General features: G+C 70.7%; 22 protein-coding genes and 1 tRNA gene. 14 read left to right on the forward strand and 9 right to left on the reverse strand.

What is annotated here, in order from left to right:
• Nucleotides 1-20: 20 nt before the first annotated feature.
• Together modB and modA are read right to left on the reverse strand one after the other, a co-directional pair.
• Complete coding sequence (gene modB, locus BN940_RS14400; RefSeq protein ID WP_043684125.1) at nt 21-719, reverse strand: molybdate ABC transporter permease subunit; 699 nt, start codon at nt 717-719, stop codon at nt 21-23.
• A gap of 4 nt (nt 720-723) precedes the next feature.
• Nucleotides 724-1,473, reverse strand: coding sequence for a molybdate ABC transporter substrate-binding protein (gene modA / locus BN940_RS14405; protein WP_043684127.1), 750 nt, complete (start codon nt 1,471-1,473; stop codon nt 724-726).
• A gap of 371 nt (nt 1,474-1,844) precedes the next feature.
• Between modA and xerD the strand changes: the two genes are divergently transcribed.
• Together xerD and BN940_RS14415 are read left to right on the forward strand one after the other, a co-directional pair.
• Nucleotides 1,845-2,747 carry a site-specific tyrosine recombinase XerD gene (gene xerD / locus BN940_RS14410; RefSeq protein WP_148304977.1) on the forward strand — a complete coding sequence of 301 codons (903 nt, stop codon included), beginning with the start codon at nt 1,845-1,847 and terminating at the stop codon, nt 2,745-2,747.
• Nucleotides 2,748-2,770: 23 nt separating this feature from the next.
• A complete protein-coding gene (locus BN940_RS14415; RefSeq protein WP_043684131.1) occupies nt 2,771-3,262 on the forward strand; it encodes an aminoacyl-tRNA deacylase in 492 nt (163 codons plus the stop codon).
• A gap of 5 nt (nt 3,263-3,267) precedes the next feature.
• Here the strand turns inward: BN940_RS14415 and BN940_RS14420 are convergent.
• The 4 genes from BN940_RS14420 to BN940_RS14435 form a co-directional block, all read right to left on the reverse strand.
• A tRNA-Arg gene (locus tag BN940_RS14420) sits at nt 3,268-3,342 on the reverse strand.
• A 61-nt stretch (nt 3,343-3,403) separates the two neighbouring features.
• Complete coding sequence (locus tag BN940_RS14425) at nt 3,404-5,302, reverse strand: LapD/MoxY N-terminal periplasmic domain-containing protein (protein ID WP_043687479.1); 1,899 nt, start codon at nt 5,300-5,302, stop codon at nt 3,404-3,406.
• 10 nt (nt 5,303-5,312) lie between these two features.
• Nucleotides 5,313-6,005, reverse strand: coding sequence for a transglutaminase-like cysteine peptidase (locus BN940_RS14430; protein ID WP_052355899.1), 693 nt, complete (start codon nt 6,003-6,005; stop codon nt 5,313-5,315).
• 229 nt (nt 6,006-6,234) lie between these two features.
• A complete protein-coding gene (locus tag BN940_RS14435; RefSeq protein WP_084330713.1) occupies nt 6,235-7,644 on the reverse strand; it encodes an undecaprenyl-phosphate glucose phosphotransferase in 1,410 nt (469 codons plus the stop codon).
• A gap of 150 nt (nt 7,645-7,794) precedes the next feature.
• Between BN940_RS14435 and BN940_RS14440 the strand changes: the two genes are divergently transcribed.
• From BN940_RS14440 to BN940_RS14465, 6 genes are read left to right on the forward strand one after another with little or no spacing between them, the layout of a single operon-like run.
• Complete coding sequence (locus tag BN940_RS14440) at nt 7,795-9,486, forward strand: FAD-dependent oxidoreductase (protein WP_043684133.1); 1,692 nt, start codon at nt 7,795-7,797, stop codon at nt 9,484-9,486.
• Nucleotides 9,483-10,460: an NAD-dependent epimerase/dehydratase family protein gene (locus tag BN940_RS14445; protein WP_043684135.1), complete on the forward strand. Its 978-nt coding sequence runs from the start codon at nt 9,483-9,485 to the stop codon at nt 10,458-10,460. Before BN940_RS14440 ends, BN940_RS14445 begins: the two co-directional genes overlap by 4 nt.
• A 57-nt stretch (nt 10,461-10,517) precedes the next feature.
• Nucleotides 10,518-11,915: a GumC family protein gene (locus BN940_RS14450; protein WP_043684137.1), complete on the forward strand. Its 1,398-nt coding sequence runs from the start codon at nt 10,518-10,520 to the stop codon at nt 11,913-11,915.
• Nucleotides 11,912-12,883, forward strand: a complete 972-nt coding sequence (locus BN940_RS14455; protein WP_052355900.1) for a CpsD/CapB family tyrosine-protein kinase — start codon at nt 11,912-11,914, stop codon at nt 12,881-12,883. The genes BN940_RS14450 and BN940_RS14455 overlap by 4 nt, the downstream gene beginning before the upstream one ends.
• Before the next feature lie 6 nt (nt 12,884-12,889).
• Nucleotides 12,890-14,254 carry an O-antigen ligase family protein gene (locus BN940_RS14460; RefSeq protein WP_148304978.1) on the forward strand — a complete coding sequence of 455 codons (1,365 nt, stop codon included), beginning with the start codon at nt 12,890-12,892 and terminating at the stop codon, nt 14,252-14,254.
• Between the two features lie 33 nt (nt 14,255-14,287).
• On the forward strand, nt 14,288-16,771 hold the full coding sequence (locus BN940_RS14465; RefSeq protein WP_052355902.1) for a hypothetical protein: 2,484 nt from the start codon (nt 14,288-14,290) through the stop codon (nt 16,769-16,771).
• Here BN940_RS14465 and BN940_RS14470 read toward each other — a convergent pair.
• Nucleotides 16,722-17,468, reverse strand: a complete 747-nt coding sequence (locus BN940_RS14470) for a polysaccharide deacetylase family protein (RefSeq protein ID WP_043684139.1) — start codon at nt 17,466-17,468, stop codon at nt 16,722-16,724. The genes BN940_RS14465 and BN940_RS14470 overlap by 50 nt on opposite strands.
• Nucleotides 17,469-17,479: 11 nt before the next feature.
• Nucleotides 17,480-18,421 carry a glycosyltransferase family 2 protein gene (locus BN940_RS14475; protein WP_052355903.1) on the reverse strand — a complete coding sequence of 314 codons (942 nt, stop codon included), beginning with the start codon at nt 18,419-18,421 and terminating at the stop codon, nt 17,480-17,482.
• 97 nt (nt 18,422-18,518) lie between these two features.
• Between BN940_RS14475 and BN940_RS14480 the strand changes: the two genes are divergently transcribed.
• The 6 genes from BN940_RS14480 to BN940_RS14505 all read left to right on the forward strand — a co-directional run bounded on the left by BN940_RS14480 (nt 18,519) and on the right by BN940_RS14505 (nt 25,265).
• The gene (locus tag BN940_RS14480; RefSeq protein WP_043684141.1) at nt 18,519-19,814 is read left to right on the forward strand and encodes a lipopolysaccharide biosynthesis protein; all 1,296 of its coding nucleotides are present in this window, start codon (nt 18,519-18,521) and stop codon (nt 19,812-19,814) included.
• The gene (locus BN940_RS14485; protein WP_052355904.1) at nt 19,811-21,034 is read left to right on the forward strand and encodes a GNAT family N-acetyltransferase; all 1,224 of its coding nucleotides are present in this window, start codon (nt 19,811-19,813) and stop codon (nt 21,032-21,034) included. Before BN940_RS14480 ends, BN940_RS14485 begins: the two co-directional genes overlap by 4 nt.
• A complete protein-coding gene (locus BN940_RS14490) occupies nt 21,027-21,965 on the forward strand; it encodes a glycosyltransferase family 2 protein (RefSeq protein ID WP_043684143.1) in 939 nt (312 codons plus the stop codon). The genes BN940_RS14485 and BN940_RS14490 overlap by 8 nt, the downstream gene beginning before the upstream one ends.
• The gene (locus BN940_RS14495) at nt 21,965-23,131 is read left to right on the forward strand and encodes a nucleotide sugar dehydrogenase (RefSeq protein ID WP_043684145.1); all 1,167 of its coding nucleotides are present in this window, start codon (nt 21,965-21,967) and stop codon (nt 23,129-23,131) included. The genes BN940_RS14490 and BN940_RS14495 overlap by 1 nt, the downstream gene beginning before the upstream one ends.
• Nucleotides 23,132-23,193: 62 nt before the next feature.
• On the forward strand, nt 23,194-23,994 hold the full coding sequence (locus tag BN940_RS14500; RefSeq protein WP_052355905.1) for a WecB/TagA/CpsF family glycosyltransferase: 801 nt from the start codon (nt 23,194-23,196) through the stop codon (nt 23,992-23,994).
• On the forward strand, nt 23,991-25,265 hold the full coding sequence (locus BN940_RS14505; protein ID WP_043684147.1) for an outer membrane beta-barrel protein: 1,275 nt from the start codon (nt 23,991-23,993) through the stop codon (nt 25,263-25,265). The genes BN940_RS14500 and BN940_RS14505 overlap by 4 nt, the downstream gene beginning before the upstream one ends.
• Before the next feature lie 40 nt (nt 25,266-25,305).
• Here the strand turns inward: BN940_RS14505 and BN940_RS14510 are convergent, their stop codons facing one another.
• Nucleotides 25,306-26,190 (reverse strand): polysaccharide biosynthesis/export family protein, encoded by an 885-nt coding sequence (locus BN940_RS14510; protein ID WP_242404329.1) that lies wholly within the window; start codon nt 26,188-26,190, stop codon nt 25,306-25,308.
• Nucleotides 26,191-26,243: the final 53 nt, after the last annotated feature.

Genomic DNA, 26,243 nt, shown 5'->3' on the forward strand with positions numbered 1-26,243 from the left:
GACGCGATGCCGCCGCGGGCTCATGACGCGCTCCGGCGCGCGGGCCGCCCATTGCGCCCGCCGCGTCCGCCCGGCACCAGCCAGGACGCCAGGCACAGGATGGCGACGCAGGTCGCCGACGTGACCAGCACCAGGACGTTGGCCGTGTCGTCGTTGCCCGCCTGGACCGCTTCGTAGATGGCGATCGACAGGGTCTGCGTGCGGCCCGGGATGTTGCCGGCCACCATCAGCGTGGCGCCGAATTCCCCCAGCGCGCGCGCGAACGCCAGCAGCACGCCCGCCAGGATGCCGCGCGTCGCCAGCGGCAGGCTGACGCGGAAGAACACCGCGGCGGGCGACACACCCAGCACGGCGGCGGCCTGCTCCAGCCGGTGGTCCACGTCCAGGAAGGCCGCCCGGGCGGCTTTCAGCACCATCGGGAAGGCCACCACGGCGGCGGCCACCACCGCGCCCTGCCAGGTGAAGACCAGCTCGATGCCGTACGAGCGCAGCCATTCGCCCAGCCAGCCGCGCCGGCCGAACAGCACCAGCAGGTAATAGCCGGTCACCGTGGGCGGCAGCACCATGGGCAGGGTCAGGAACGCATCGACCACGTCGCACCAGCGCGAGGACCAGCGCGACAGCCCCCAGGCCACGGCGATCCCGCCGATCGTCGCCAGCACGGTCGCCCAGCCGGCGACCTTCAGCGACAGCAGCAGCGGGACCCAGATGCCGCTCATCGGATCAGGGCCGGGCGAACCCGTAGCGCGCCAGCACGGACTGGCCGTCGGCCGACAGCACGAACTTCAGGAAGTCGGCGGCCTCCGGCGCGCGCCCCGCGCGCTGGACCAGGGCGATCGGGTAGACCACCGGGGTGGGCGTTGCGACCGGCTGGACGACCTTGACCTTGTCCTTCGCAATCGCGGCATCGGTGGCGAAGACGAAGCCGGCATCGACCTCGCCCCGCTCGACGTAGCTCAGCACCTGGCGCACGTTCTCGCCCAGGATCTCATGCGCCTTGACCGTGTCCCAGGCGCCGGCCTTCTCCAGGGCGGCCTGGGTATAGCGGCCCACCGGCACGGACGCCGGATTGCCCAGGGCGATGCGCGTCACGCCCGCCTTCTTCAGGTCGGCCAGCGAGGCGATCCCGTGGGGATTGTCGGCCGGCACGATCAGCACGACCTCGTTGCGCACGAAATTCACCCGGGTCGCGGGATCCACGGCCTTGGCGGCCTCGGCCTTGTCCATGGCCTTCTGGTCCGCCGAGGCGAACACGTCGGCCGGAGCGCCTTCGGTGATCTGGCGCAGCACCACGTCCGAGGCGCCGAAGGTCGTCAGCACCTTGGTGCCCGGATGGGCGGCCTCGTATTGCGTCGCCAGTTCCTTGAACGCATTGGTCAGGCTGGCGGCCGCCGACACCAGGACTTCGCCGGCGACGGCCGGCATCACCACGCAGGTCAGGGCGCACGCGGCCACCCAGGTACGAATCTTCATGCAGGACTCCTTGGTTTCGAGCTTGGTTCCGGTCTACGATCCGGTCCACGGCCCGGTCTGTGATCCGGTGTTGGTTCCGGCTTTCGTTCCGGTCTTCAACCCGGTCTCCATTCCGGCCAGGGTCCGCCCGGTCGCAGGGCATGACCCATGCATGCCGCGGGCGGACGAGACACTCATCGTAATATATATAGGTATATTCCGCCATTCGTTCCGCGTAATGATCGACATCGGGATTGACATCGGACAAGCGCGGGACGACATGCAAGCCCACCGGTTCCTGCCGGCCCAGGCGGGACAAAGCGGCCGCGCGGGCCCCCGCCGGCCCGGACGGGTAAAATCTCCGCATGCCCACGACGGACGCCCCAGCGGACATGGCGCAGCCTTCCCCTTTCCCGACGATCGACGCCTTCCTGGACGCCCTGTGGCTGGAGGACGGCCTGGCGGACAACACCCTGGCCGCCTACCGGCGCGACCTGTGCGCCTTCGGCGGCTGGCTGCGCGCCGAACACGGCCGCACCCCCGAATCCGCGCGCCGCGAGGACATCCAGTCCTGGCTGGCGGCCCAGCACCGGCAGACCAAGGCCAGCACCGCCAACCGCCGCCTGGCCGCCCTGCGGCGCTTCTTCCTGTGGGCGCTGCGGCGCGGCTTGTGCGCCGAGGACCCCTGCCTGGGCCTGCGCAGCGCCCGCCAGCCCGCCCGCTTTCCCAAGACCCTGTCCGAGGCCCAGGTCGAGGCCCTGCTGGCCGCGCCGGACGTCGGCACCACCCTCGGGCTGCGCGACCGCGCCATGCTGGAAACCCTGTACGCCACCGGCCTGCGGGTCAGCGAGCTGGTCGGCCTGGACGTCCAGGACCTGAGCCTGAGCGACGGCGTGGTGCGCGTCGTGATGGGCAAGGGCGGCAAGGACCGCCTGGTCCCCCTGGGCGCCGAGGCCCTGCACTGGATCGAGCGCCACCTGCGCGAAAGCCGGCCCGCCATCCTGGGCGCGCGCCCCTGCGACGCCCTGTTCGTCACCGCCCGGGGCGCCGCCATGACGCGCCAGGCCTTCTGGCTGCTGATCCGCAAATACGCCCTGCAGGCCGACATCCGCGTGCCCCTGTCGCCCCACGTCCTGCGCCACGCCTTCGCCACCCACCTGCTGAACCACGGCGCCGACCTGCGCGTGGTGCAGATGCTGCTGGGCCACGCCGACATCTCCACCACCCAGATCTACACCCATGTCGCCCGCGAACGGCTCAAGACCCTGCACGCGCAGCACCATCCACGCGCGTAAGACCGCGGCCGCCAGGATTCCCCATGTCCAAGACCAAGCACACCTCCGAGACCCCCGCCACCCACTGGCTGCGGCAGCAGAAGATTCCCTTCGGCGAGCATCCCTACGACTACGTCGACCACGGTGGCGCGCGCGAGGCCGCGCGCCAGCTGGGCGTGCCCCTGCATCAGGTCGCCAAGACCCTGATCATGGAAGACGAGCAGGCCCGGCCGCTGGTCGTGCTGATGCACGGCGACTGCGAAGTCTCGACCAAGAACCTGGCCCGCCAGACCGGGGCCAAGAAGATCGCGCCCTGCGCGCCGGAAACCGCGCAGCGCCATTCGGGCTACCAGGTGGGCGGCACCTCGCCCTTCGCCACGCGCAAGCGCATGCCGGTCTGGGTCGAGGCCGGCCTGCTGGACTACGACACGGTGTACCTGAACGGCGGCCGGCGCGGCTACCTGATCAGCGTGGCGTCGAGCGTGCTGACCGGGGCGCTGGGCGCGAAACCCGTGTCGGTGGCATTGGAAGAATAGATTTCTGGCGCCTCCGGCAGGAATCGAACCTGCAATCTTCCCTTAGGAGGGGAAAGTTATATCCATTTAACTACAGAGGCGCAGCGGGAACGGCCGCCCGGGGAACGGACGGCCGCACGGATGCGAGCTGGCGATTATAGTCTACGACCCGGCCGACAGGTCCGCCACCGCGCCGATCTCCCGGGCGGTATCCAGGACGGCCGCCAGCAGGCGGCGGGCGCCCGGGCTGTCGGCCTGGGCGGCCAGCAGCGTGCCCGACACGCGGAGGTATTCGGGCCGGATCTCGTGCAGGTACAGCAGCGCCTCGGGCTGTTCGGCGAACCGCCGCAGGCCCAGGCGCACGCCATGTTCGCGCAGCATCGCGGCGAACGCCACCACCTGCGCGCGCTGCGCCACCAGCCCGTAGGCGTCCAGGTCGATCAGCAGGCGGGCGCTCTGGTCGGGCATCTCCGCCAGCAGGCCGGCGAGTTCGCCGCGGAATTCCTCGTGCAGGATCGAGGCCAGCGATACGCGCAGCACCAGGTCGCCCGGATGGGTGCGCAGCCAGCCCAGCCCCAGGCCGACGGCCTGGAGGTCGCAGGCCGCCGACAGCCCCAGGCGCACCGCCGGCGGCATGAACAGGTAGCCCGACAGGGGCTCCGAGGCGCCGGGCTCGTGCAGGGTCAGCAGGCCCAGCGTGCGGCCCTCGGAGGCGGCGGATGGATCGCGCCGGGTGGCCAGGGCGAACCAGTCCTCGTCCAGAGCATTGCGCAGCAGCGTGCGCCAGGCCTGCTCGCCGCCGCCGCGGCCGCCCGTGAGGCTGCGCAGGTCCTCCCCCGGCAGGTATTCCACGTCCGTATGGCCGGCGCTTTCCGCCCGCATCAGGGCCTCGTCCAGGCGCGACAGCACGTCGCCGAGCGGTTCGCCCGGCTCGAAGTCCGTCAGCACCATGCGCCAGCGGCACAGCCCGGCCTGGCCCAGCTGGATGCGCTGGGCCTGCAGGATCTCGCCCACGGCCTGCGCCACGCGCACCGCCATCGGGCCGGGCATCATCGGCAGGACGAAGGCGAAGTCCGAGCCGTTCAGGCGCGCCAGCCAGGCCTGCGGCCCCAGCCGTTCGCGCAGCACCTCCAGCACCAGCCGGCCCATGTTGCGCAGCCACCGGTCCACGACCTGGCGGCTCATGGTCTGGTTGATCGCCTGCAGGTCGCACTGGCGGAACAGCATCACGTGGCCGTCCACGCCCTGGTCCGGCGCGGACGGCTCCAGCATGCGGCGCAGTTCGTTGATGAAATACTTGCGGTTGGCCAGGCCCGTGACCTCGTCCTGGTTCAGTTCGAGCTCCAGCGACTCGATGCGCGACTGGCGCTCCGCCGCCGTCGCCCGCACCTGCTCGTGGGTGCGCGTGATGATGCGCGCGACCTCGCGCAGTTCGACCATGGCCGGGTGGCGCACCGGCGGCAGGTCGTCGCCCGCCGCCGCGTCCGCCATGGCCTGCACCCGCGCCGTCACGTCATCCTGCAGCGCCTGGCGCAGCCAGCGCATCAGCACGAGCACGAACAGTCCCCACAGCACGCCGGCGCCCAGCGTCAGCAGCACGATGCGCACCGTGTTGGCCCACAGCGCATTGCGCGCATAGGCGTCGTCGGCCTGCAGCCGCACCACGCCCAGCTGGGTCCAGCCGTTGGTCACCTGGCGCTGGGCCTCGTGCCGCTCCAGCGGCAGCAGGTGGCTGAACCAGTCCGGCGCGGCGATCCGGCTGTCGCGGCCGTCCTCTTTCTGGCGGCGGGTCAGGATCCGGCCCGTGGGATCGAGGAACTCGATCACCCGGAACTGGCCGCTGTCGAACAGCACGGAGATCAGCAGTTCGCGCACCGTGGGGTCCTGATTGGACGGCTGCGACAGGGTCAGGGCCAGGGACGTGGCGGTGGCGTCGCTCTGCCCCTGGAGCTGGGCGTCCAGGTACTGGCGCGCGGAGCCGACGCTGACGATGATGGCCCCGGCCAGGATCACCAGGATCGCCAGGGTCACGCTCAGCAGGAGCTGTCTCAACAGGGACATGACTTTCCTTTCATTCCATCACGGCCGAAAACAGCCGCGCCACGCGCGAGACGTCGAATCCGGCAGGAAGGCGCGCCGCGCCGCCGCGCACCGTTTCCCACCAGGCGTATATCCCCTTGCGGGCATCGAAACTGAACACCGGCATCAGGTCCGGCCGGGCGCTCGCCGGCAGGACCCGGTCCACCAGATTGTCGAGCACCAGGGGCTCGGAGCGGGGCTGCGGGTAATAGCCCAGCACCATATGGGCGACGCTGCGTCCGCCGACCCGGGCGCGCGCATAGACGAAGCGCAGCCTGTCGGGCGGGACCCCCAGGGACAGCAGGGAAAAATACTTGCCGATCACATAGTCTTCGGCATCCCCGGCCCCCTTGGCGAGGGATTCCAGCGGCGTGGCCCAGTAATCCACCTGCCCCCAGAGGGCGAGATCCTCGCCGGCGACCAGGGCGTCGTTCCAGAAGGCGTTGACCATGCGCAACCGCCCCTGTTCGTCCAGGGCGGCGGTCCGGGCCTGCATGACCTGCCAGGACTCGGCCGCGCGGGCCGTCCTGGCCCCGTACTGCCGGCGGGCATAGGAGGTCAGCAGGATCGGGTCGAACGTGACGGCGGGCGCCGGCCCCCAGGCCAGCGCCAGGCACAGGGCCAGCGCCGTCAGCCCCCACGACAGGGCCCGGACCCTGGCAGCGGTCGGCTGACGATAGGGCATCCGCAGATTTTGATACAAACCGGGAAACAACGCAAAATTCCCGTACTTATCACGAGGATACTGTCGGAATTACACACATTCTTCCCTGAGTGTCCGGAATCGGCGTCCAGTTCCGGAATGCGGACGGAATACGGCCAGGGTGCGGCCGGAATGCGGCCGGGATGCGAGGCGGCACGCCGCACGCGGCCGCCCGGAAGCCGCCGCGCCGGGGCCGCGCAGCCCCGCGACCTCAGGGCTGGCGGTTCATGAAGCCCCTGACGACCGTCAGGAAAATGATCCGCAGGTCGAGCGCCAGCGACCAGTTGTTGATGTACCACAGGTCGTGGTCCACCCGGCCCTGCATCTTGTCGAGCGTGTCCGTGCGCCCGCGGAACCCGTTGATCTGCGCCCAGCCGGTGATGCCGGGCTTGACCTTGTGGCGCTTCATGTACGACTCGACCAGCCACTTGTACTGTTCGTTGTGGACCAGCGCGTGCGGCCGGGGGCCGACGATGGACATCTCGCCGCGCAGCACGTTGAAGAACTGCGGCAGCTCGTCCAGGCTCGTGCGCCGCAGGATGCGGCCCAGGCGCGTGATGCGCGGGTCGTCGGGCGCCGCCTGGGTGACCTGCCCGTCGGCCTCGTCGTGGACCTCCATGGAGCGGAACTTGTAGACGTTGAACGGCTCGCCGTTGAGCCCCAGGCGCCGCTGCCGGAAGAGGACCGGGCCGGGCGAGGTGCAGCGGATGGCCAGCGCGATGAGTCCGCACAGGGGCAGGATCGCCAGCACGATGAGGCCGCCGATCAGCAGGTCCTCGAGGCGCTTGACCAGGCGGTTGGTCCCCGCCATGGGGCTGCTGCTGATGTCGATCCCGTACATCCCCGCCAGATTGCGGACCCGGTAATTGAGCAGCGGGATGTCGCCGAATTCGGGGAAGAAGCGGATTTCCACCATCAGGTCGCGCAGGGCATAGGTGATGGGCTTGACGAACAGCGCTTCCTCGATGGGCAGGCAGATCCAGATCTCGTGCGCCTGCGTGTCCAGGATCCGCTCGCGGATCTCCTTGAGCCAGCCGGTGCCGCCGGCGACCCTCAGGCGCGCATGGACGGCGTAGCCGTGGCGCGCCAGTTCGGGGGCCACGGCGTCGATCTGGCCCGAACCGCCGAACGGTTCGAGCACCACCACGCGCTTGAGGTTGCGGCCCAGCCGCCGCTGGTGGCGCAGCAGCAGGGCCCAGGCGATGCGCAGGCCCAGGCTCTGGGCGAGCACCAGGCCGACGGTATAGACGAACCACAGGCGCGAATATTCGGAGGACAGCTTGAAGGCGAAGCCCAGCAGCGCCAGCAGGCCGATCACGATCAGCCAGCCCAGGCAGACGCGCGACAGCTGGTCCACCAGGCTGCGCCCGCGCCACGAGGCGTAGGACCCCAGCAGGGCCTGCACCAGCACGAACAGCAGCGCCATCCCCAGGCTGGCGATGAGATAGTCGGCGGAGAGCTTCCAGGAATCGAAGCGCAGCCAGTGCGCCTCGTGCGCCGACAGGAAGACCAGGACCAGTTCGGCCAGGGCCGCCAGCAGGCCCATGGGATACTGATCGGTGATCAGGGGCCGTGTCGCCTGTGGCCAGGAAAACGGCTTGCCGGGGTTCAAGGGATCCATGTCGTGGGATTCGAGCCCGGGAGTCGGGATTCCAATCCTGATGCGAGCATCTGTTGCCAACCCGTGCGATTGTAAACCAGGAGTAACCATGGACCGGGGCGGCGGTGCCTCTTAGAATGGAGCCCGCCCCGACAGGCCCATCGGACCCTCATGATCACGGACGCCAACCACATCCCGCAGGGCAGCCGCCTGCGCACGGACCTCTGCATCATCGGCGCAGGCCCCGCCGGCATCACCCTCGCCCTGGCGCTGCGCCGGGCCGGACTGGACATCGTGCTGCTGGAAAGCGGCGGCGAGGAAAAGCACGCGGCCACCCAGGCGCTGTACGAGGGCACGGTGCAGGACGCCCGCCTGCACAGCGCGCCGGACACCTACCGCGTGCGCCGGTTCGGCGGTTCGTCCACGCTCTGGGGCGGACGCTGCATGCCCCTGGATCCCATCGACTTCGAGCGCCGCGACTACATCCCCGACAGCGGCTGGCCGTTCGGCGCGGACGCATTGGCGCCCTACTACCCGCGGGCGAACCGGCTCTGCGAGGCGGGCGATTTCGCCTACCGGGCGCAGGACGCCTTCCCCGGCGGCATGAAGCCGATGATCCAGGGCTTCGAGAGCGACGAGTTTTCCACCGACTTCCTCGAACGGTTCAGCTGCCCGACCGACTTCGGCCGGCGCTACCGGCACCTGCTGGCCGACTCGGCCATCCGGGTCCTCACCCACGCCAACTGCTGCGGCTTCGAGCCTTCCCCGGCCGGCGGCGCGGCCACGGACGCGGGCGGCGGGCGGGCCGCGCGGGTCGGCGCGGCCATCGTGCGCACCCTGCGGTCCACCGCCTTCACGGTGGAGGCCCGCACGTACGTGCTGGCGACCGGCGGGCTGGAGACGGCGCGCCTGCTGCTCGCTTCGCCCGGCAACGGCGGACGGGGCCTGGGCAACCGGCACGACGCCGTGGGCCGCTATTACATGTGCCACATCGCCGGCACCATCGGCACGGTCGACCTGTCGGCCGCCGCCGCGGTCTGGCACGGCTACCAGCGCGGCGCCGACGGCGTGTACTGCCGGCGGCGCCTGGCCCTGAGCGCACCGGCCCAGCGCAGGCTCGGCGCGGGCAATTTCATCGCCCGGCTCCACCACCCCCGCATTCCCGACCCGGGCCACGGCATCGGCATTCTTTCGCTGCTCTACCTGGCGCGGCCGGCCATCCCCTACGAATATGCCCGCCGGCTCTACGAAGAGGACGGCGCAGGGGGCGGCGCGGCGCGCGGCAACCGGCTCGCGCACCTGGCCAACGTGGTGCGCGACATGCCCGGCACCGCCGCCTTCCTGTGGCACTGGCTGCGCCGGCGCACCCTGGCCGAGCGCAAGTTTCCCTCCATCGTCGTCTCGCCACGCAACCGGCGCTACACGCTCGACTTCCACGCCGAACAGGCGCCCGGCCGCGACAGCCGCGTGACGCTGGGCGGCGGGCTGGACGCCCTGGGCATGCCGAAGCTGCACGTGGACTGGCGCTACCAGCCCCGCGACGTGCACACCGTCGCCACCGCCCTGGCCCGCCTGGACGCGGCCCTGCGGCACAGCGGCGTGGGCCGCTTCGACTACGACCCCGAACGCATCGAAGCCGAAATGACGCGCTACGGCGCCTACGGCGGGCACCACATCGGCACCGCGCGCATGGGCGACGATCCCCGCACCAGCGTGGTCGATGCCGACTGCCGCCTGCACGAGGCCGGCAACCTCTTCCTGGCGGGTTCCGCGGTCTTCCCGACCTCGGGCCAGGCCAATCCCACCCTGACCATCGTCGCGCTGGCCCTGCGGCTGGCGGATCACCTGAGGAGCAGGATGTGACGTCCCGGATACTGATACTCGGCGCCAACGGATACGTGGGCTCCCGGCTGCTGCGCCGCCTCGCGCACGCCGAGGGCCTCGAAGCCGTCGGCGCGGGCCGCGGCCGCCCCGCCGGCGCGCCGGCCTCGTTCCTGGCGTTCGACGCCACGGATGCCGAAGCCCTGAGAAACGCGCTGGCCGCGGGCTTCGATGCCGTCGTCAACTGCGTCAGCGGTCCCCCAGCCGTCATCGCCGGCGGCGCCCGCGCGCTGGCGCAGGCGCTGGACAGCCCGGGATGCGCGGCCCACCTGATCCACTTCAGCTCCATGGCCGTCTACGGCTCGGTCAGCGGCGAGGTCGGCGAAAGCTGCCCGCTCAACGGCGACGTGAGCGCCTACGCCCGCGCCAAGGTCCAGGCGGAACAGGCGCTGCGCGGCACGCGCGCCGCCACCATCCTGCGCCCCGGCTGCATCTACGGCCCGGGCAGCCCCCAATGGACCGAACGCATCGGCGCCTGGCTGCGGGCCGGGCGCATCGGCGACCTGGGCCCCCTGGGCGACGGCTGCAGCAACCTGGTGTACATCGACGACGTCTGCCGGGCCGTGCAGGCGGCGCTGCGCGCGCCGGCCGCGGGCTGCCGGGCCTACAATCTGGCCATGCCGGACAGCCCCAGCTGGAATCTGTACTTCGAGCGCTACGCCCGCCACCTGGGCCACGTGCCGCTGCGGCGCATCGGCGCGCGGCGCCTGCGCCTGGAAACGCGCCTGCTGGCCCCCGCGCTGAAGATCGCCGAACTCGCCGGCCGCCGGCTCGGCGTGCACGGTCTGCCCGCCCCCCTGCCGCCCTCGCTCCTGCGGCTCTGGAGCCAGGACATCCGCCTGGACAGCCGCCGCGCGAGCCAGGCGTGGGACCTGCGCTGGACGCCCCTGGAAGAAGGCCTGCGGCAATGCGCCGCCGCTGCATCGCCGCCGCCGGGGCCGTTCGATGGACCCTGACCCCGCCAGCACTTAGAATAGTCGGCCTGAGCCCCCTCATCGGATACCCCAGACCCCGTGCAGAACGTCCCCAGCGAACCCGGCTTCCTCTCCCTGCGGCAGATCCACGCCATGCTGGCCGCCCGCCGGGCGCTCATCCTGAATGTCGCGGGCAGCCTCTTCTTCCTCACGGTGATGCTGACCCTGCTGCTGCCCAGGACCTGGACGGCGTCCAGCAGCCTGTACATCAACTACCGGGAAGACGATCCCCTGGGCGGCCAGGGCCTGTCGGCCCTGCTCGACGACAGCTACATGCAGACGCAGCTGGAACTCATCCACAGCCAGCGCGTGGCCGAGCTGATGATCGAACGCCTGCGCCTGCACGACACGCCGGAGTACCGCACGTCCGTGGCGCGCCACGGCAAGGACCGGGCCGAGCAGCTGCTGGTCAAGGACCTCCTCGACAGCAGCCGCATCGAACACTCGCGGGGCAGCCGGGTCGTCACGATCAATTTCGACGCCGACTCCCCCCTGGCGGCGCGCGATCTGGCCGATGCCATGGTCCGCAGCTACATCGAACTGGGCGAGCAGATGACCTCGTCGCGCGCGCGCAGCCGGTTCGAGCAGTACAACGCCCAGCTCGAACAGCTGCGCAACGAGGTCGACCGCATCCAGGACGAGCTCACCCGCTACCAGCAGCAGCACGACATCCTCAGCGTCCAGGAGCACGGCGACCAGGAAAGCGCCCGGCTCACCGAACTGAACAAGACCCTGCTCGCCCTGCAGACCGAGCTGCAGGACGCCCGCTCCGCCCAGGCCGGCACGCGCGCGCTGCTGGCATCGGGCATCGCGCCGGACGAAACCCCGCTGGCGGCCCAGTCGCCCATCATTCACATGCTGAAAGAGCAACTCAGCATCGTGGACCGCCAGCTGGGCGACGTCCAGGGCCGCCTGGGGCCCCGGCACCCGACCATACGCGGCCTGGCGGCCGAACGGCAGAAGCTCCTGACCCGCATCCGGCGCGAGGCCGATGCTCTGCTCACGGGCGCCGACAGCCGCGTCGCCCAGCTCGCGGCACGCGCCGATCTGCTGCAATCCGACATCGACCAGCAGCGCGGCAAGGTGCTGGCCCTCATGAAGGCGCGCAACCAGATCGCCACCTACGAGCGCCAGCTGGCCAGCGCCCAGCAGATCTACAGCGCCGCCCTCAAAAGTTACGACACCCTCAGCATGGCCAGCAACGTCCTCTCCCCCAACGTGACCATCCTGCGGGCCGCCGAGCTGCCCGCCACCCCCAGCAGACCCCGCATCGGCCTCAATCTGGCGCTGGGCCTGCTGGCCGGCCTGCTCGTCGGGGTGCTGCTCGCCCTGCTGCTCGAACTGCTGCAGCGGCGCGTGCGCACGGCCGACGACCTGCTGTACGACCCCGAACTGCCGCTGCTGGGCCAGGTCGGGCTGACGGAGCGCCTGGCATGACGCCGGCCAAGGAACTCCTGAGCCGGCTCGACGCCCGGACGTCGGGCGCCGACGGCCTCGAACCGACGGCCGGGCGCATCGGCGACCATTTCCTGCAATCGGGCCGCCTGAGCGAGGCCGACATCCAGCGCATCGCCCGCAAGCAGGAGGAATCCCGCCTGCGCTTCGGCGACGCGGCGGTGGCGCTCGGCCTGCTCGACACCGGCGAAGTCGAGCAGGCGCTCGCGCAGCAGTACCACTACCCGACCGCCGCGCTCGACGCCGTGCTGGCCGGCTACCCGGTGGCCCATGCGCCGCACAGCCCCGAAGCCGAGGCGATCCGCCACCTGCGGACCCAGATCATTCTGAAGCTGGACATGACGCAGGCCCGCTCGATCGCCCTGATGAGCCCCCTGGGCGGCGAGGGCAAGGCCTACGTGGCCGCCAGCCTGGCGCTGGCCTTCGCCCAGAACGGGCAGCGCACCCTGCTGGTCAATGCCGACCTGCGCCACGCCCAGCACTCGGGGCTGCTCGACAGCCAGCGGCCGCAAGGCCTGTCTTCCGTGCTGGCCGGGCGCCACAGCCTGGCCCAGAGCCTGATCACGCCCAATTTCGCCCGCCTGCGGGTCCTGGACGCCGGGCCGCTGCCGCCGAACCCCACCGAACTGCTGCTGGCCCCGGCCCTGAACAACGTGCTGGCCCAGGCCGCCGAGCACTTCGACATCCTCATCCTGAACACGCCCCCGGCCCTGCAATACCCCGACGCCCAATTGATCGCCCGGCAGGTCGACGCCTGCGTCATCGTGACCCGGCAGCACCAGACCCTGATCCGCGACGTCCGCCGCAGCCAGCACCTGATCCTGTCGGCGGGCGGACGCCTGCTGGGCACCGCGCTGAACACCAGCGCGGGCAAGAAGCCGGCCGGGCCGGCGGACGCCCGCCCGGCGGGCTGGCTGCACAGGCTGCGCCGGGTCCTGTTGCGGGGCTGAGTTCCCGTGCCCCTCTCCCGCACGTCCAGGCCCGATTTGCCCGGCCTGCTGCTCCAGCCCCACGTCGTGGCCGGATTCCTGCTGGCCTGGAGCTTCATCATCGCCCTGGTTCCCATGTCCCCGGACTACCTGAACCCGGATTTCCCCCTGGAAAACAGCCTGGCGAACGGGTCCCTGGGGCGCCAGATCCAGCTTCTCTTCCTGCTGCTGCTGGCCGTCTGGCAATGCCTGCGGCATCGGGCCGCCAGCCTGGAAACCCTGAAGCACAGCAATCCCTTCCTGCTGCTGGTCCTGCTGTACTGCCTGGCTTCGACGCTCTGGTCGCCTTACCCCTTCGTCACCCTCAAGCGCGGCATCGTCCTGAGCATCCTGATCGCCATCGGCCTGGCAACCCCGCCGCCGCTCGGCACCCCGCAGCAGCTGGCCCGCACCCTGCTGGCCACCCTGAGCCTGCTCTGCTTCCTTTCCCTGCTGGTCGCCCTGGCCTTTCCCAGCGTCGGCACCGATCCCGTGCTGGACCATGCCTGGCGCGGGATCACCTGGCACAAGAATCAGCTGGGCAACGTCGCCGCCTATGCCATGCTGCTCTGGCTCTACGAGTGGACGCGCAGGGACCTCGACCGCGGGCTCTGCGCCGCCGGCATGCTGCTCAGCCTGTTCATCCTGGTCATGGCCCGCAGCTCCACCGCCATGCTGATGACGGCCCTGTCCTGCGCCGTCTACCTGTACGGCAACTGGACCTGGCTGCGCAAGACCCGCATCGACCTCATCCTGATGCTGGGCGGGCTGGTGCTGCTGATCCTGTTCCTGCACTTCCATTTCATCGCCACGGGCCGGCTGCCGACCTGGCAGGACCTGACCGGCCCCATCGCCGGCCTGTTCGGCAAGGGCACCGACCTGACCGGGCGCACCAACATCTGGCACCTGGTCTGGCTCTCGATCCAGCAGCATCTCCTGCTGGGCATCGGCTACGGCGCCTTCTGGCTGGGCATCGGCGGCCCGGCGCAATACATCGGCGATGCCCTGTTCTGGATGCCGAACCATGCCCACAACGGCTATCTGGACATCCTCAACGAACTGGGCGTGGTGGGCCTCGTCCTGTTCATGCTGGCCCTGCTCTGGCATCTGGGCTGCCTCCTGCGGCTCATGCGCCACGACCGGCGCGAAGCCACCCTGCATCTGGCGATCTTCTCCATCATCGCCGTCAGCAACCTGACGGAAACCGATTTCCTGAGCGGCACGCTGTTCCAGAACCTGATGCTGCTGTATTCCATGATGCACGTCTCGGCCCGGCTGGCGCGGGCGCGCCGCGCGCCGCCGCACCGGCACGCACCGCCCCCGCGGGATGCGGCGGCAGCGGGACGCCCCTGACGGCGCGAGACGCCCTTGAACGAGCCTCCGACCATGAACCCACGCTCCGTACTGGCCTGCTGCCTGCTGGCCTGGCTCTTGCCCTTGGTCCCGGCCGCGCAGGCGGACGAGCCCCCGGCCGCGTTCACCCAGGCATCGGACGGCACGGACTTCTACCCCTTCGCCATCGACGAAGACCGCCTGGCCGGCCCGCCGGCGCAGACGGCGCTGAACCACCCGCTCGGCCCGCAGGACCGGCTCTTCGTCAAGCAGGGCCATTTCTACGCCGTGGGGCCGGACGGCGTGCCGGACACCGGAGACGACGTCCGCGTCCGCCTGTTCGGCATCAATCTGAGCTTCGCCGCCAACTTCCCCTCGGCCGCCGAAGCCCCGGCCCTGGCCCGCCGGCTGCGCGCGCTGGGCTTCAATGCCGTGCGCCTGCACCACCTCGACTTCCACCTGAACGACCCGCAGGCAAGCGCCGATGCCGAGCCCAAGGGGATCCTCACGACCGGGCCCTACCCCAGCTTCGATCCCCGGGCCGTGGAACGCCTGCGCACCTTCATCCAGGCGCTGTCGAAGGAAGGCCTCTACATCGACCTCAATCTGCGCGCCGGCTACCGCTTCCGGCCCGCCATCGACGGCCTGCCCCCGCTGGACGAGGGCCGGAGCCAGCTCGCCGACGTCGACACGCCCATTTACGTCTATGAGCCCCGGCTGATCGAACTGCAGGCCCGCTACGCCACGACGCTGATCCAGTCGCTCGGTCTGGCCGGCAATCCGGCGCTGGCGCTGGTGGAAATCAACAACGAATCCTCGCTGCTCAGCGCCTGGCAAAGCGACATCTGGCACGGAAATGACTGGCCGAGAACCATCCCCCAGGCCTACCGCGGCATCCTGCGCGCGCAATGGGAAGCCTGGATCGGACGGCGCTACGGCTCCCTGGAGGCCGCCTGCCGGGCCTGGGACCGCTGCGGCGACCCCGACGTCGCGGCCTTGCCCGCGGCCTCCCTGTTCGGCGCCCATGCGGCCAGCCCCTCCCTGATGCAGCGGCTCGGCAACCGGCTGGAGCGCGGCCTGGAACAATGGCTGCCGCGGGCGCGCGACGACTCGGCGGAACCCGACCCGGACGGCCGCTACGCCCAGGACTTCCTGGAATTCCTGACCCAGATGGACCGCCGCTACTTCGAGCGGATGCGCCAGACCGTGCAGGCGGCCGCGCAGGCGCCCGTCCCGGTCACGGGCACGCAGATGAGCTACGGCGGCGTGCTGAACTTCGATTCCCAGGCCGCCATGGATTACCTGGACGATCACATCTATATCGGCCATCCCAGCTATGCCAACGGCAATTCCTGGCAGTCCGAGGACTGGCGCATTCCCGACACGTCCACCGCAGGCGCGGGCATCGGGAACCTGCTGGCGCTGTCGCTGCGGCGTGAAGCCGGCAAGCCCTTCGTCATCAGCGAATACAACCACTCGTTCCCCGCGCCGCGCGGCGGCGAAATCCCGCCGCTGATGGCCACCGTGGCCACCCTGCAGGATTGGGACGGCCTGTTCTTCTTCGACTATGCCGACGAGCCGCAGCCGCGCCGCGCGCCCTGGTATTTTTCCCTGAGCGGCAACTGGGGGCAGTACGCGCTGATGGGCCAGAGCGCCCGCCTCTTCCGCCAAACCCTGATCGAGCCCCTGGCCGGGCAGGCCGTCCTGCCGCTGACCCATGCCCGGCGGCTGGCGCTGGCGCGCCGCGGCACCATCAATTCGGGCACCCTGGCGGCCGACCTCGAAGCCCGCTACGGGGCCACCCCCCGGCTGGCCTGGAGCCGCCAGATCGCGGAAAAGATCCTGCAGGATCCCGCCGCCGGCGACGCGCCGCAACCCGCCCTGGCCGATGCGGCCGCGGACGCCACCCCCGACGGCTCGGTGCGCCATGACGCGGCGCGCGAGCGGGTCATCCTGGACACCGACCGGATCTGGGGCGTGTTCGGCCTGCTGGAGCCCGGAGAAAGCCTGTCCGGCCGGTTCTTCGGGCTGCGCCTGGCCGGCGGCCCGAAGAACCAGCCCGTCCAGGTCCTGGCAACTCCGCTGGACGCGGCCGGCCTGGAACGGTCGCAACACATCCTGCTCAGCCTGGGCAGCGCCACCCGCGGCACGCAGCCGGGCTCGATGCCGCCGCGCCCCACCGCGCTCATTCCGTATCCGGGCAAGTCCGGCTGGCTGACCCTGGAGCCCGGGCCGCTGTCCAAGGGGCCTTCGGGCCAGCTCGGCACCCGCGCCCCGGCCTGGCTGGCGCGCAGCGACGTCGAGCTGGGCATCCCGCTGCCCACCGGCGACATCCGCATCTATCCCCTGGACGGGACCGGCGCGCGCCGGGCGGCGCTGCCCCCCGAGGCCTATCGGGCCGACGCCTCGGGCGGGTTCACCTGGGTCCGCCTGCAGGCCACGGCGCGCACCGCCAGCCCCTGGTACGAGATCGAGATCGCGCCGGGGCTCAGGCCCGCGCCCGCCAGTACGCGATCGCCTCGCCCACCGGCAGGATGAGGCAGCCGCGCCGGCACGCGGCGGCCACGAACGCGTCCAGCTCGCCGGGCCGGCAGCCGTAGGGGCCGCAGTCCGGCTCGACCTCGTGGGTGTTGAGCAGCAGCCATCCGCCCGGCGCCAGGGCGTCCAGCCAGCCCCGCCAGGCGGCCGGCTGCCGGCCCTCGCCATAGAAGCGGTGGCATCCCAGCAGGTTCAGGTCGGCGCGCCCCTGGTGCAGGCCGCCGCCCAGGATGCGGGCCGACGCGTGGCGCGCCGCCACCAGCCGCTTGGACCGCAGGCCGTAGCGCCCGAAGGGGTAGGCGAAGTGTTCGCCCGCCCGCGGCCCCAGGTGCCGGCGCAGGTAGGCCAGGTTGCGGTCGAGATCGTCGCGGATCCGGCCGGCCGGGGCGCGGGCATAGGCCTGGTGCGCCCAGCCGTGGCTGCCGATCTCGTGGCCGGCCGCCTGCAGGGAGAGCAAGGCATCGAGCGTATGGGCGGCCCGCCCATCCTCCTGGCCCCCGGTCAGCGAACCGGCCGCATAGAAGGTGCCCCGGCCGCCGTGGTCTTCGAGGATGCGGGCGCCCGTGCGGGCGGCGGATCCCAGGATGTCGTCGAAGGTGACGCTGACCACCGCCGCCTCCGGCGCGAGCGGCAGCCAGCGCCGCAGGCCGTGGCGGGCGGCCAGGCGGCCGAGGCGTTCGAGCGGCGGGCTGCCCATGGCGGCCGGCCCTAGCGCGCCCCGCCGCCCAGCCGCAGCACCCGGGCCAGCCGGGCCAGCTGCCACTTTTTCAGCTCGCGGCGGAAATGGGCGTCCTCGAACTGGGGCAGGCCGCGCAGGGCGGCGTAGGCGTAGCCGGCGATCATCAGCAGGCCGCCGATGACGTACGGCTTTTCGCGCATGCGGTTGAGCCCCGTGGCCAGGGCGTACAGCGGGTGGTAGCCCATGTACCAGTTGCCCCGCCCCCAGCGCAGCCGGCCCACGTACAGATTGCGGTCCGAGGAACCCATGATGCGGTGGTGCCAGAGCCAGGCGTCGGGGTGCAGGAAACTGAGGGTCTTCCAGCCCAGCAGGCGGGCTTGGTGCACGTCGATGCCGTCCCAGGCCAGGTGCTGCACGAAGCCGCCGATGGCCTCGAAAGCCGTGCGCCTGTAGAGCTTGAACTGGCCGGCCACCTGTTCTTCGATGTGCCGTTCCTTGACGAAACGCCCGCCGGATTCGTGGTAGACCTTGCCGGACACCGCCGCCAGCTTCGGATCGGACTGCAGCCGCCCGATCATGATTTCCAGATAGCGCGGGCCGAAGGACATGTCGCCATCGAGCTTGGCGATGTATTCGTAGTCCTGGCGCCGGATCCGTTCCTTGCCGAAATCGAAGGCGGCCACGACGCCGCCGCCCAGCTTGCGGAACCCCCGGTCGTTGCGGACCACCAGGCGGATGAAGGGATGCTTTTCCGCGTATTCGCGCACGATGTCGGGCGTGGCGTCGCTGGAGCCGTCGTCGACCAGGATCCATTCCATCGGCCGCCAGGTCTGCGCCACCATGGAATCGAGCGTATGGCGCAGGTAGCGCGACTCGTCGCGCACCGGCGAGATGACCACCAGGGGGATGACGAGCGGGTTTTCTGCGGGGGTACGGGTGATGGGATGCAGGACGTGCGAATCGGCAGGCATGGAGGCGCGGGCTTGGGATTTCCGGGGTGGCGGGCTTCGTCCGGCCGAAGAGCGCGGACACAATTAAAATCATCCTACAACATTCCAGGAACTCCATGTGCCGCCTCCCCGCCTGCTGGGCCAAGCCGCCCTGTCCATGCTCGACCAGGCCTGCCTCAGCGCCCTGAACCTCGCGCTGGGCCTGATCCTCATCCGCCTGGTCAGCAAGGGCGCCTACGGCGTGTACTCGCAGATCTTCGCCGCGGGGCTGTTCGCCACCAGCATGCTCGAAGCGCTGGTGTCCAATCCCATGGTCAACCTGGCCTCGGGGCGCTCGGGCGCGCGGCTGGGCGGCCTGATCGAGAACATGGGCCGCTACCAGGGGCGCATCAGCACCGGGCTGGCCGTGATCCTGGGCGCGCTGTGCGCCGGGTGGTCGGCCGCGGCCGCGGACCAGGCCCACCCGCTGCTGCTGGGCCTGGCCTTCGGCCTGTTCGTCAAGGCCAATGCGCTGCGCGAATACGCCCGCAGCGTGGCCTTCCTGGATTTCAAGCCGGCCCGGGTGCTGCGCATCGACCTGCTCTACGCCGCCTGCGTCCTGCTGGGCACCCTGCTGCTGGCCCGCTTCGACCGGCTCGGCCTCGAAGCCCTGTTCCTGGTCTTCGCCCTGGCCAACGTCCTGGCCCATGTCCTGGCGGACGTCCTCGCCCCCGGGCCGGCCCGCGCCCCGGCCCCGCCCGGGCGGGGCGGCGCATGGATCGGGCGGTCCCGCCCCGCCCGGGCGGATTACGCCGAGACCGTCGGCCAGGCCTGGAAGCGCGGCCGCCTGGGCGTCCCGGGCGCCGGGCTGGCCTGGGGGGTCAACTACAGCTACCTGTACCTGGCGGCCCTGTGGCTGGGGCCGCAGGCGCCCGCCGAACTGACGGCCTCGCGCCTGCTGCTGATGCCCATTTCCCTGTGCGTGGTCGCCTGGTCCCGCGTCGCCCGGCCCCGCATCGGCCAGCTGCTCGCCCAGCCGGACGCGGGGCGCATCCACCGCCTGCTGCTGCGTTCGGTGGCCGCGCTCGTCGCGCTGGCGCTGCTCTACATCGCCTTGCTGCAAGGGCTGTTCCCCTGGCTGCAGGTGCACGTGCTGGCCGGCAAGTACGACACGGTGCAGCCGCTGCTGCTGTGGTGGGGCCTATACTTCGTCGTCTACACGGCCCGGTGGGTCGGCACCATGGCGCTGATGGGCCAGGATGCGTACGGCTACATGCTGATCGAATCCATCCTCAGCTTCATCGCCATCTTCGTCGCCCTCAAGGTGGCCGTGGACCGCCATGGCCTGCCCGGCGCCATCATCGCGCTGATCGCCGTCGAACTCTTCAGCCTGGCCATGACGTGGGGCAGGTATTGGTACCAGAACCGGTCATGAATCCCGATCCGTCCCCTCTCCGCGACACGGCCTCGCGCAGCCTGCCCGGGCTGCGGATCGCGCTGCACGCGGATCTGGCGCCCCTGGAGTCCGCCTGGCGGGCCCTGCTGCCCCGATGCGACTGCTCCGCATTCCAGACCTGGGCCTGGAACCGCGCCTGGCAGGACTGCATCGGCGAGGCCCAGGGCGTGCGGCCCCGCATCCTCCTGCTGTGCGACGCCGACGGACGGGTGCTGGGACTCTTTCCCCTGGGGCTCTACCGCCGCGGCGGCCTGCGGGTGCTGGCCTTCCTGGGCGACGTGGTGTCCGACTACCGCATGCCCCTGCTGGCGCGCGACTGGATCACGGGCGTCCCGGCCGGCGCCTTCGCCGGCCTGTGGCGCGAATGCCTGGCCCTGATCGCCGAGGCCGACGTGGTGCTGCTGGAGCGCATGCCGGCCGGATTCGACGGGCGGCCCAATCCGATGGCCGCCCTGGCGGGCGCCGAGCACGTGGAAAACGCCTGGCTGGCCCGGCTGCCCGCCAGCGCCGAAGCGTACCGGGCGCAGCGCTCCAGGAAGATGCTGGCCGACAACCGGCGCAACATGCGCAGGCTGCAGGACCAGGGCGCCTGCAGCCACACGCCGGCGCACGCGCCCGATGCCGCCGATGCCGTCCTGGCCGAACTGTTCCGGCAGAAATCCCGCCGCTGGCGCGAAACCGGCAGCCGCGACCTGTTCGCCGACCCCGCCTACCGGGCTTTCTACGGCACCCTGACGCGCGACGAGCTGGCCGGCGGCCTGGTGAGCCTGTGCAGCCTGCGGGCCGGCCGGGCGCTGGTCGCCACGCACTGGGGACTGGCGTTCCGGGGCCGCTATTACTGGATCCTGCCCGGCTACACCGGCGGCGAGCTGGCCCGCTATTCCCCCGGCCGCCTGCTGCTGCAGGCCCAGATCGAATGGGCCATCGGGCAGGGCTTCGAGGTCTTCGACCTGACCGTGGGCGAAGAAGCCTACAAGAAGGCCTGGGCCGGCGACAGCCTGCCCCTGTACCGCTGGCGCCAGGCCCGCACGTTCAAGGGACATCTCTTTCTGTACGCCGGCCGCCTGAAGGAGGCGGCCCGCAACATCCGCTGGCTGCGCCGCGGCATCCGGCGGCTCAGGCAGCTCAGGCGGTTCAAGCAGATCGAGCAGCTCAAACACATCCAGCGGCCCGAGCGCCCCGGAGGCCCCCATGACTGACCCACGCGCGGCGGACATCAGCCTGTGCATCTGCACTTTCCGCCGCCCCGCCCGGATCGACGCCCTGCTGCACGCGCTGTACCGCCAGACCGCCCTGCGGCGGGTGCGGGAGATCATCGTGGTGGACAACGACCCCGGCCGCTCGGCCGCGCCCGTCCTCGAACGGCATGCGGCGTCCTGCCCCGTGCCGCTGGTGGCCGCCCACTGCCCCGAACCGAACATCTCCCTGGCGCGCAACACCGCCATCCGCCAGGCGTCGGGCGACTGGATCGCCATCATCGACGACGACGAGACCCCGGTGGCCGGATGGCTGCAGCACCTGATCGAACTGGCGCAGGCGCAGGCCGCCGACGGGGTCTTCGGGCCGGTCGTGCCGGTGTATCCGGACGCGACGCCCGCCTGGATCATCGAAGGCCGCTACTTCGAGCGCCGCCGCCTGCCCACCGGCGCCCTCGTCCCCCGGACCGACGTCCGCAGCGGCAACGTGCTGCTGCGCCGCAGCCTGCTGCTGCAGGAGCCCGGCCCCTTCGATCCCGCCTTCGGCCTCACCGGGGGGAGCGACACCCTGCTCTTCTGCCGCCTGCTCGACCGGCGGGCCCGCTTCCTGTGGTGCGACGAGGCCGTGGTCCACGAGCCGGTCGAGCCGGGCCGGGCCACGCTGCGCTGGCTGCTGAAACGCGCCTATCGCGGCGGCCAGAGCTTCATCCGCGTCAGCGCACTGACCACGCCGGGCTGGCGCAAGCCGCTGCGGCTGGCCTGGCTGCTGGGGCGCGCGGCGCTGCAGCTGCCGGTGGCCCTGGTCCTGGCCCTGGGCTGCTGGCCCTGGAACCCCGTCCGGGCCATCCACTACCTGCGGCTGGCCAGCGCGCAATGCGGCAAACTCGGCGCGGCCGTGGGGCTGCACTATCAGGAATACCGACCAAGGACATGATGAAAATCGCCATCGCCGGCACCGGCTACGTGGGGCTCTCGAACGCCATCCTGCTCGCCCAGCACCACCGGGTCGTGGCCCTGGACATCCGCGCGGACCGGGTCGAGAGCATCAACGCCCGCCGCTCGCCCCTGCACGACCCCGAGATCGAGGCCTACCTGAGCGAGCGCCCACTGGACCTGAGCGCGACGCTGGACAGGCAGGCCGCCTACCGGGACGCCGACTTCGTCCTCATCGCCACGCCCACCGACTACGATCCGCGCACCAGCCGCTTCGACACCGGCAGCGTCGAAGCGGTCATCCGGGACGTGATGGCGATCAACCCGCAGGCCGTGATGGTGATCAAGTCCACCGTGCCGGTCGGCTTCACCACCCGCACCCGCCGCGCCCTGGGCACCGACCGCCTGATCTTCTCGCCCGAGTTCCTGCGCGAAGGCCGGGCCCTCTACGACAACCTGCACCCCTCGCGCATCATCGTGGGCGAGCGCTCCGACCGGGCGCGCCGGTTCGCCGGGCTGCTGCAGCAGGGCGCGATCCGCCAGGACATCCCCGTGCTGCTGACGGACTCGACCGAGGCCGAAGCCATCAAGCTGTTCGCCAACACCTACCTCGCCATGCGGGTGGCCTATTTCAACGAACTGGACAGCTATGCCCAGACCTTCGGGCTGGACACCCGCCAGATCATCGACGGGGTCTGCCTCGACCCGCGCATCGGCAGCCACTACAACAATCCCTCGTTCGGCTATGGCGGCTACTGCCTGCCCAAGGACACCAAGCAGCTGCTGGCCAACTACAGCGAAGTGCCCAGCAACCTGATCCAGGCCATCGTCGACGCCAACCGGACGCGCAAGGATTTCATCGCCGAATCCATCCTCGCGCGCAAGCCGAAAGTGGCCGGCATCTACCGCCTGGTCATGAAGAGCGGCTCGGACAACTTCCGCGCCTCGGCGGTCCAGGGGGTCATGAAGCGCCTCAAGGGCAAGGGCATCGAGGTCATCGTCTACGAACCCACGCTGGAGGAAGACACCTTCTACGGCTCGCGCGTGATCCGCGACCTGCAGGCCTTCAAGGCCGAAAGCGACGTGATCGTCGCCAACCGCATCACGGCGGAAATCCGCGACGCCGCCGAGCGGATCTATTCCCGCGACCTCTTCGGCAGCGACTGAGCCGGCGCGCCGGGCGCCAATGCTAAGATGGGCCCGCACGTCCACCCCCCTCCCGAATGCCCATGCCGCGCGATTCCCGACCCGAAATCCCCACCCGGCCGATCTTCGGCCTGGAGATCATGGCGGTGCGCTTCGACGAGGCCGTCCAGGCGATCGCCCAGGCCTGCCGCCGGCCGGACGCCGGCGCGGCGCGGGTCGTCGTCACCCCCAACACGGACCACATCGTCAAGCTCGAACGGCGGCCCGGATTCAAGCGGGACTACGCCCGGGCCGACTTCATCTTCGCCGACGGCATGCCCCTGGTCTGGGCCAGCCGCCTGCTGGGGCAGCCGCTGCCCGAGCGGGTCACCGGCGCGGATCTGTTTCCGGCCCTGTGCCGCCAGGCGGCCGCGGAACGCTGGCGCGTCCTGCTGATCGGCGGCCAGCCCGGTGCCGAGGATGCGCTGGCCGGCGGCTTCCAGCGGCATTTCCCCGGGCTCGACATCCGCATCGTCAGCCCCTCCATGGGCTTCGACCCGCTGGGCGAGGAAGGCCGGGAGATCGCCCGCCAGGTGCGCGAACGCGCGCCCCACCTGGTCTTCGTCTGCCTGGGCCTGCCCAAGCAGGAACAATGGGCCCTGCATCACGCCCCCAACCTGCCGGGCGGCGTGCTGCTGTGCGTGGGCGCGGCCATGGAATTTGCCCTGGGCCTGAAATCGCGCGCGCCCCTGTGGATGCGGCGCCTGGGCCTGGAATGGCTCTGGCGCCTGCTTTCCGACCCCGCCCACCTGTGGCGCCGCTACCTGGTCGACGACCCCTATTTCCTGGTGATCTGCTGGCGGCAGTGGCGCCGCCTGCGGGCCGGACGCCGGAGGGATCCATGAGCCCGGGAGGCTGGTGCAGACTTCCGCTCCTCCTGCTGCTGGCGTGCCCGCCGCCCGCGCCCGCCCAGGTGCTCTTTCCCAATGCCCTGGATTACAGCCTCCGCGCGCAAAGCAGCATCCAGTCCAACAGCAACCCCGCCAAGCTCGCCAGCAACGGTCCGCAGGCGGGCTCTGGGACCACCCTGGTCAACACCATCGGGCTGGCGGCCCGCATCCCCCTGCTGTCGGACGACACCCGCCTGGACATCGCGGGCGTGGCGGGCGATGCCCGCTTCGCGGACCAGCCCAGGCTGAACTACCAGCCCCGGATGCTGAACGCCGCCCTGCACTGGCGGGCCGGCCGGCTGCTGGCCGGCCGGGTGGGCTACCAATACCGGCGCACGCGCTACGACGCCAACCGCATCTGGCCCGACAGCGACACGGTCGACGACCGGAGCCTGGATGCGGAAATCGGCCTGCGGGTATCGGAAGACCTGACCTTGCCGGTGCTGCGCGTCTACGAACAGAAGGCGCGCTACGAAACGACGAGCAACCGGACGCTCTTCGACCGGAATACGCGAGGCTGGGAAATTTCGGCCCGCTACCAGCGGACGACCGGCTCCACCGCCGCCGCCGGTTTCAGGCAGGCCGAAACCCACTATCCCCTGCGCTATCAGCTGGCGCGCAGCGGCCTGGACGACGCATACCAGGACCGCGAACTGTTCGCCGAGACCAACTGGCAGTACAGCGTCAAGACGGGCCTGTATGCCCGCGTGGGCCTGCTGCAACGCGATTACGTCCATTATCCCGAGCGCGACACGCGGCTGCTGACGCTGGACGCCCAGGTCACCTGGCAATACTCGCCCAAGACCGATCTGCGCCTGAGCACGTGGCAGCATCCCTACAGCGACGACCAGGATCCCGACATCCTGTATTCGATCCGGCGCGGGATCGGCCTGAGCGCCCGCTGGCGGCCCACCGTGAAGACGAGCCTGAGCCTGCTGGCCGATTATGAGCGGCAGAACGACAAGAGCCTGACGGGCACGGACATCCTGAATCATCGCACGCAGTACGGCTCGCGCCTGAGCTGGCAGGTGCATCCGAACGTCAGCCTGAACCTGGAGGGCTTCCGCGTCGACCTGGACAGCGACGTCCCCTGGAACCGCTATCAGCAGAATGTGGTGCGCTTCGGGATCAACCTCACCACCGGCAGCGGCAACCCCCAGGTGGAGCGGATGTTCAGCCCCGCCGAATGCCGCTGGACCTACGTGGAATCCGACCTCTGCCCTTAGGGCCCGTTCCTTGGCGCCCGTCCGGAGCGCCGGCGTTCATTCAGAACCAGCGCTCGTCCACGTGGATCACGTCGCCCGGCAGCACCGGGTCGCCCATGTCCACCTTGAAAGTATCCAGTTTGCCGGACTTTTCGTCGTTGCGGCTGATGGAGATGCGGCTGTCCGAGGCCCGCGGGTTGAGCCCCCCCGCCAGGGAAACGGCGCGCATGACGTTCATGTCCTTTTCCATGGGATAGGCGCCGGGATGGCCGACTTCGCCGTAGACGAAGAAACGCGGCGCCAGCGGCACGTACACCACGTCGCCGGGCTGGAGCTGCAGGTCCTGCACGGCGGGGGACGGCACCGTGCGGCTGCCCAGCGCCACTTCGATGCGCTGGCGCCCGGCGTCCGGCGGGCCGGACTGGCGCATGACCACCAGGGTTTCCGCCGCATCGTTCCTGAGCCCGCCGGCCTGCGCCAGCAGTTCGAGCAGCGACAGGTGCCCCTCGATGGCGTAGCGCCCGGCGCGCTCGACCTGCCCCAGCACCGACACCACCCGGCTGCGGACCTGGGCCACTTCGATGGAGACCTGGGGATCGCGCAGGAAACCGCCGTCGCGCAGGCCTTTCTCAATGCGCCGGGCGACGGCGGAGGGCGACTGGCCGTCCACCCGCAGGACGCCCAGGAAAGGCACCGTGATCTCGCCATCCTGCGTGACGGTGATGCGGGCGTTGAGTTCGGGCTGGCCGTAGATCAGCAGCTGCAGCACGTCGCCCGGGCCGATGGTGCTTACGGCGGCGCCGTTGAGCGGCGCGGCGACGGCCCCGGCCTGCGTCAGGGCGGGCGGCGCCTGCACCGTCGCGGGCGGCACCACGGCCTGGGCGAATGCGCCCCAGCACGCCATGGACAGGAACAGGCCCAGGAACTTCCGCAACGCCCCATGCATCGGCAACACGCGATTCTCCGCCAGTGCGGGTCGGCGAGGCGACCCTGGATCAG

This window comes from Castellaniella defragrans 65Phen (assembly GCF_000612685.1).
Taxonomy (GTDB): Bacteria; Pseudomonadota; Gammaproteobacteria; order Burkholderiales; family Burkholderiaceae_B; genus Castellaniella; species Castellaniella defragrans.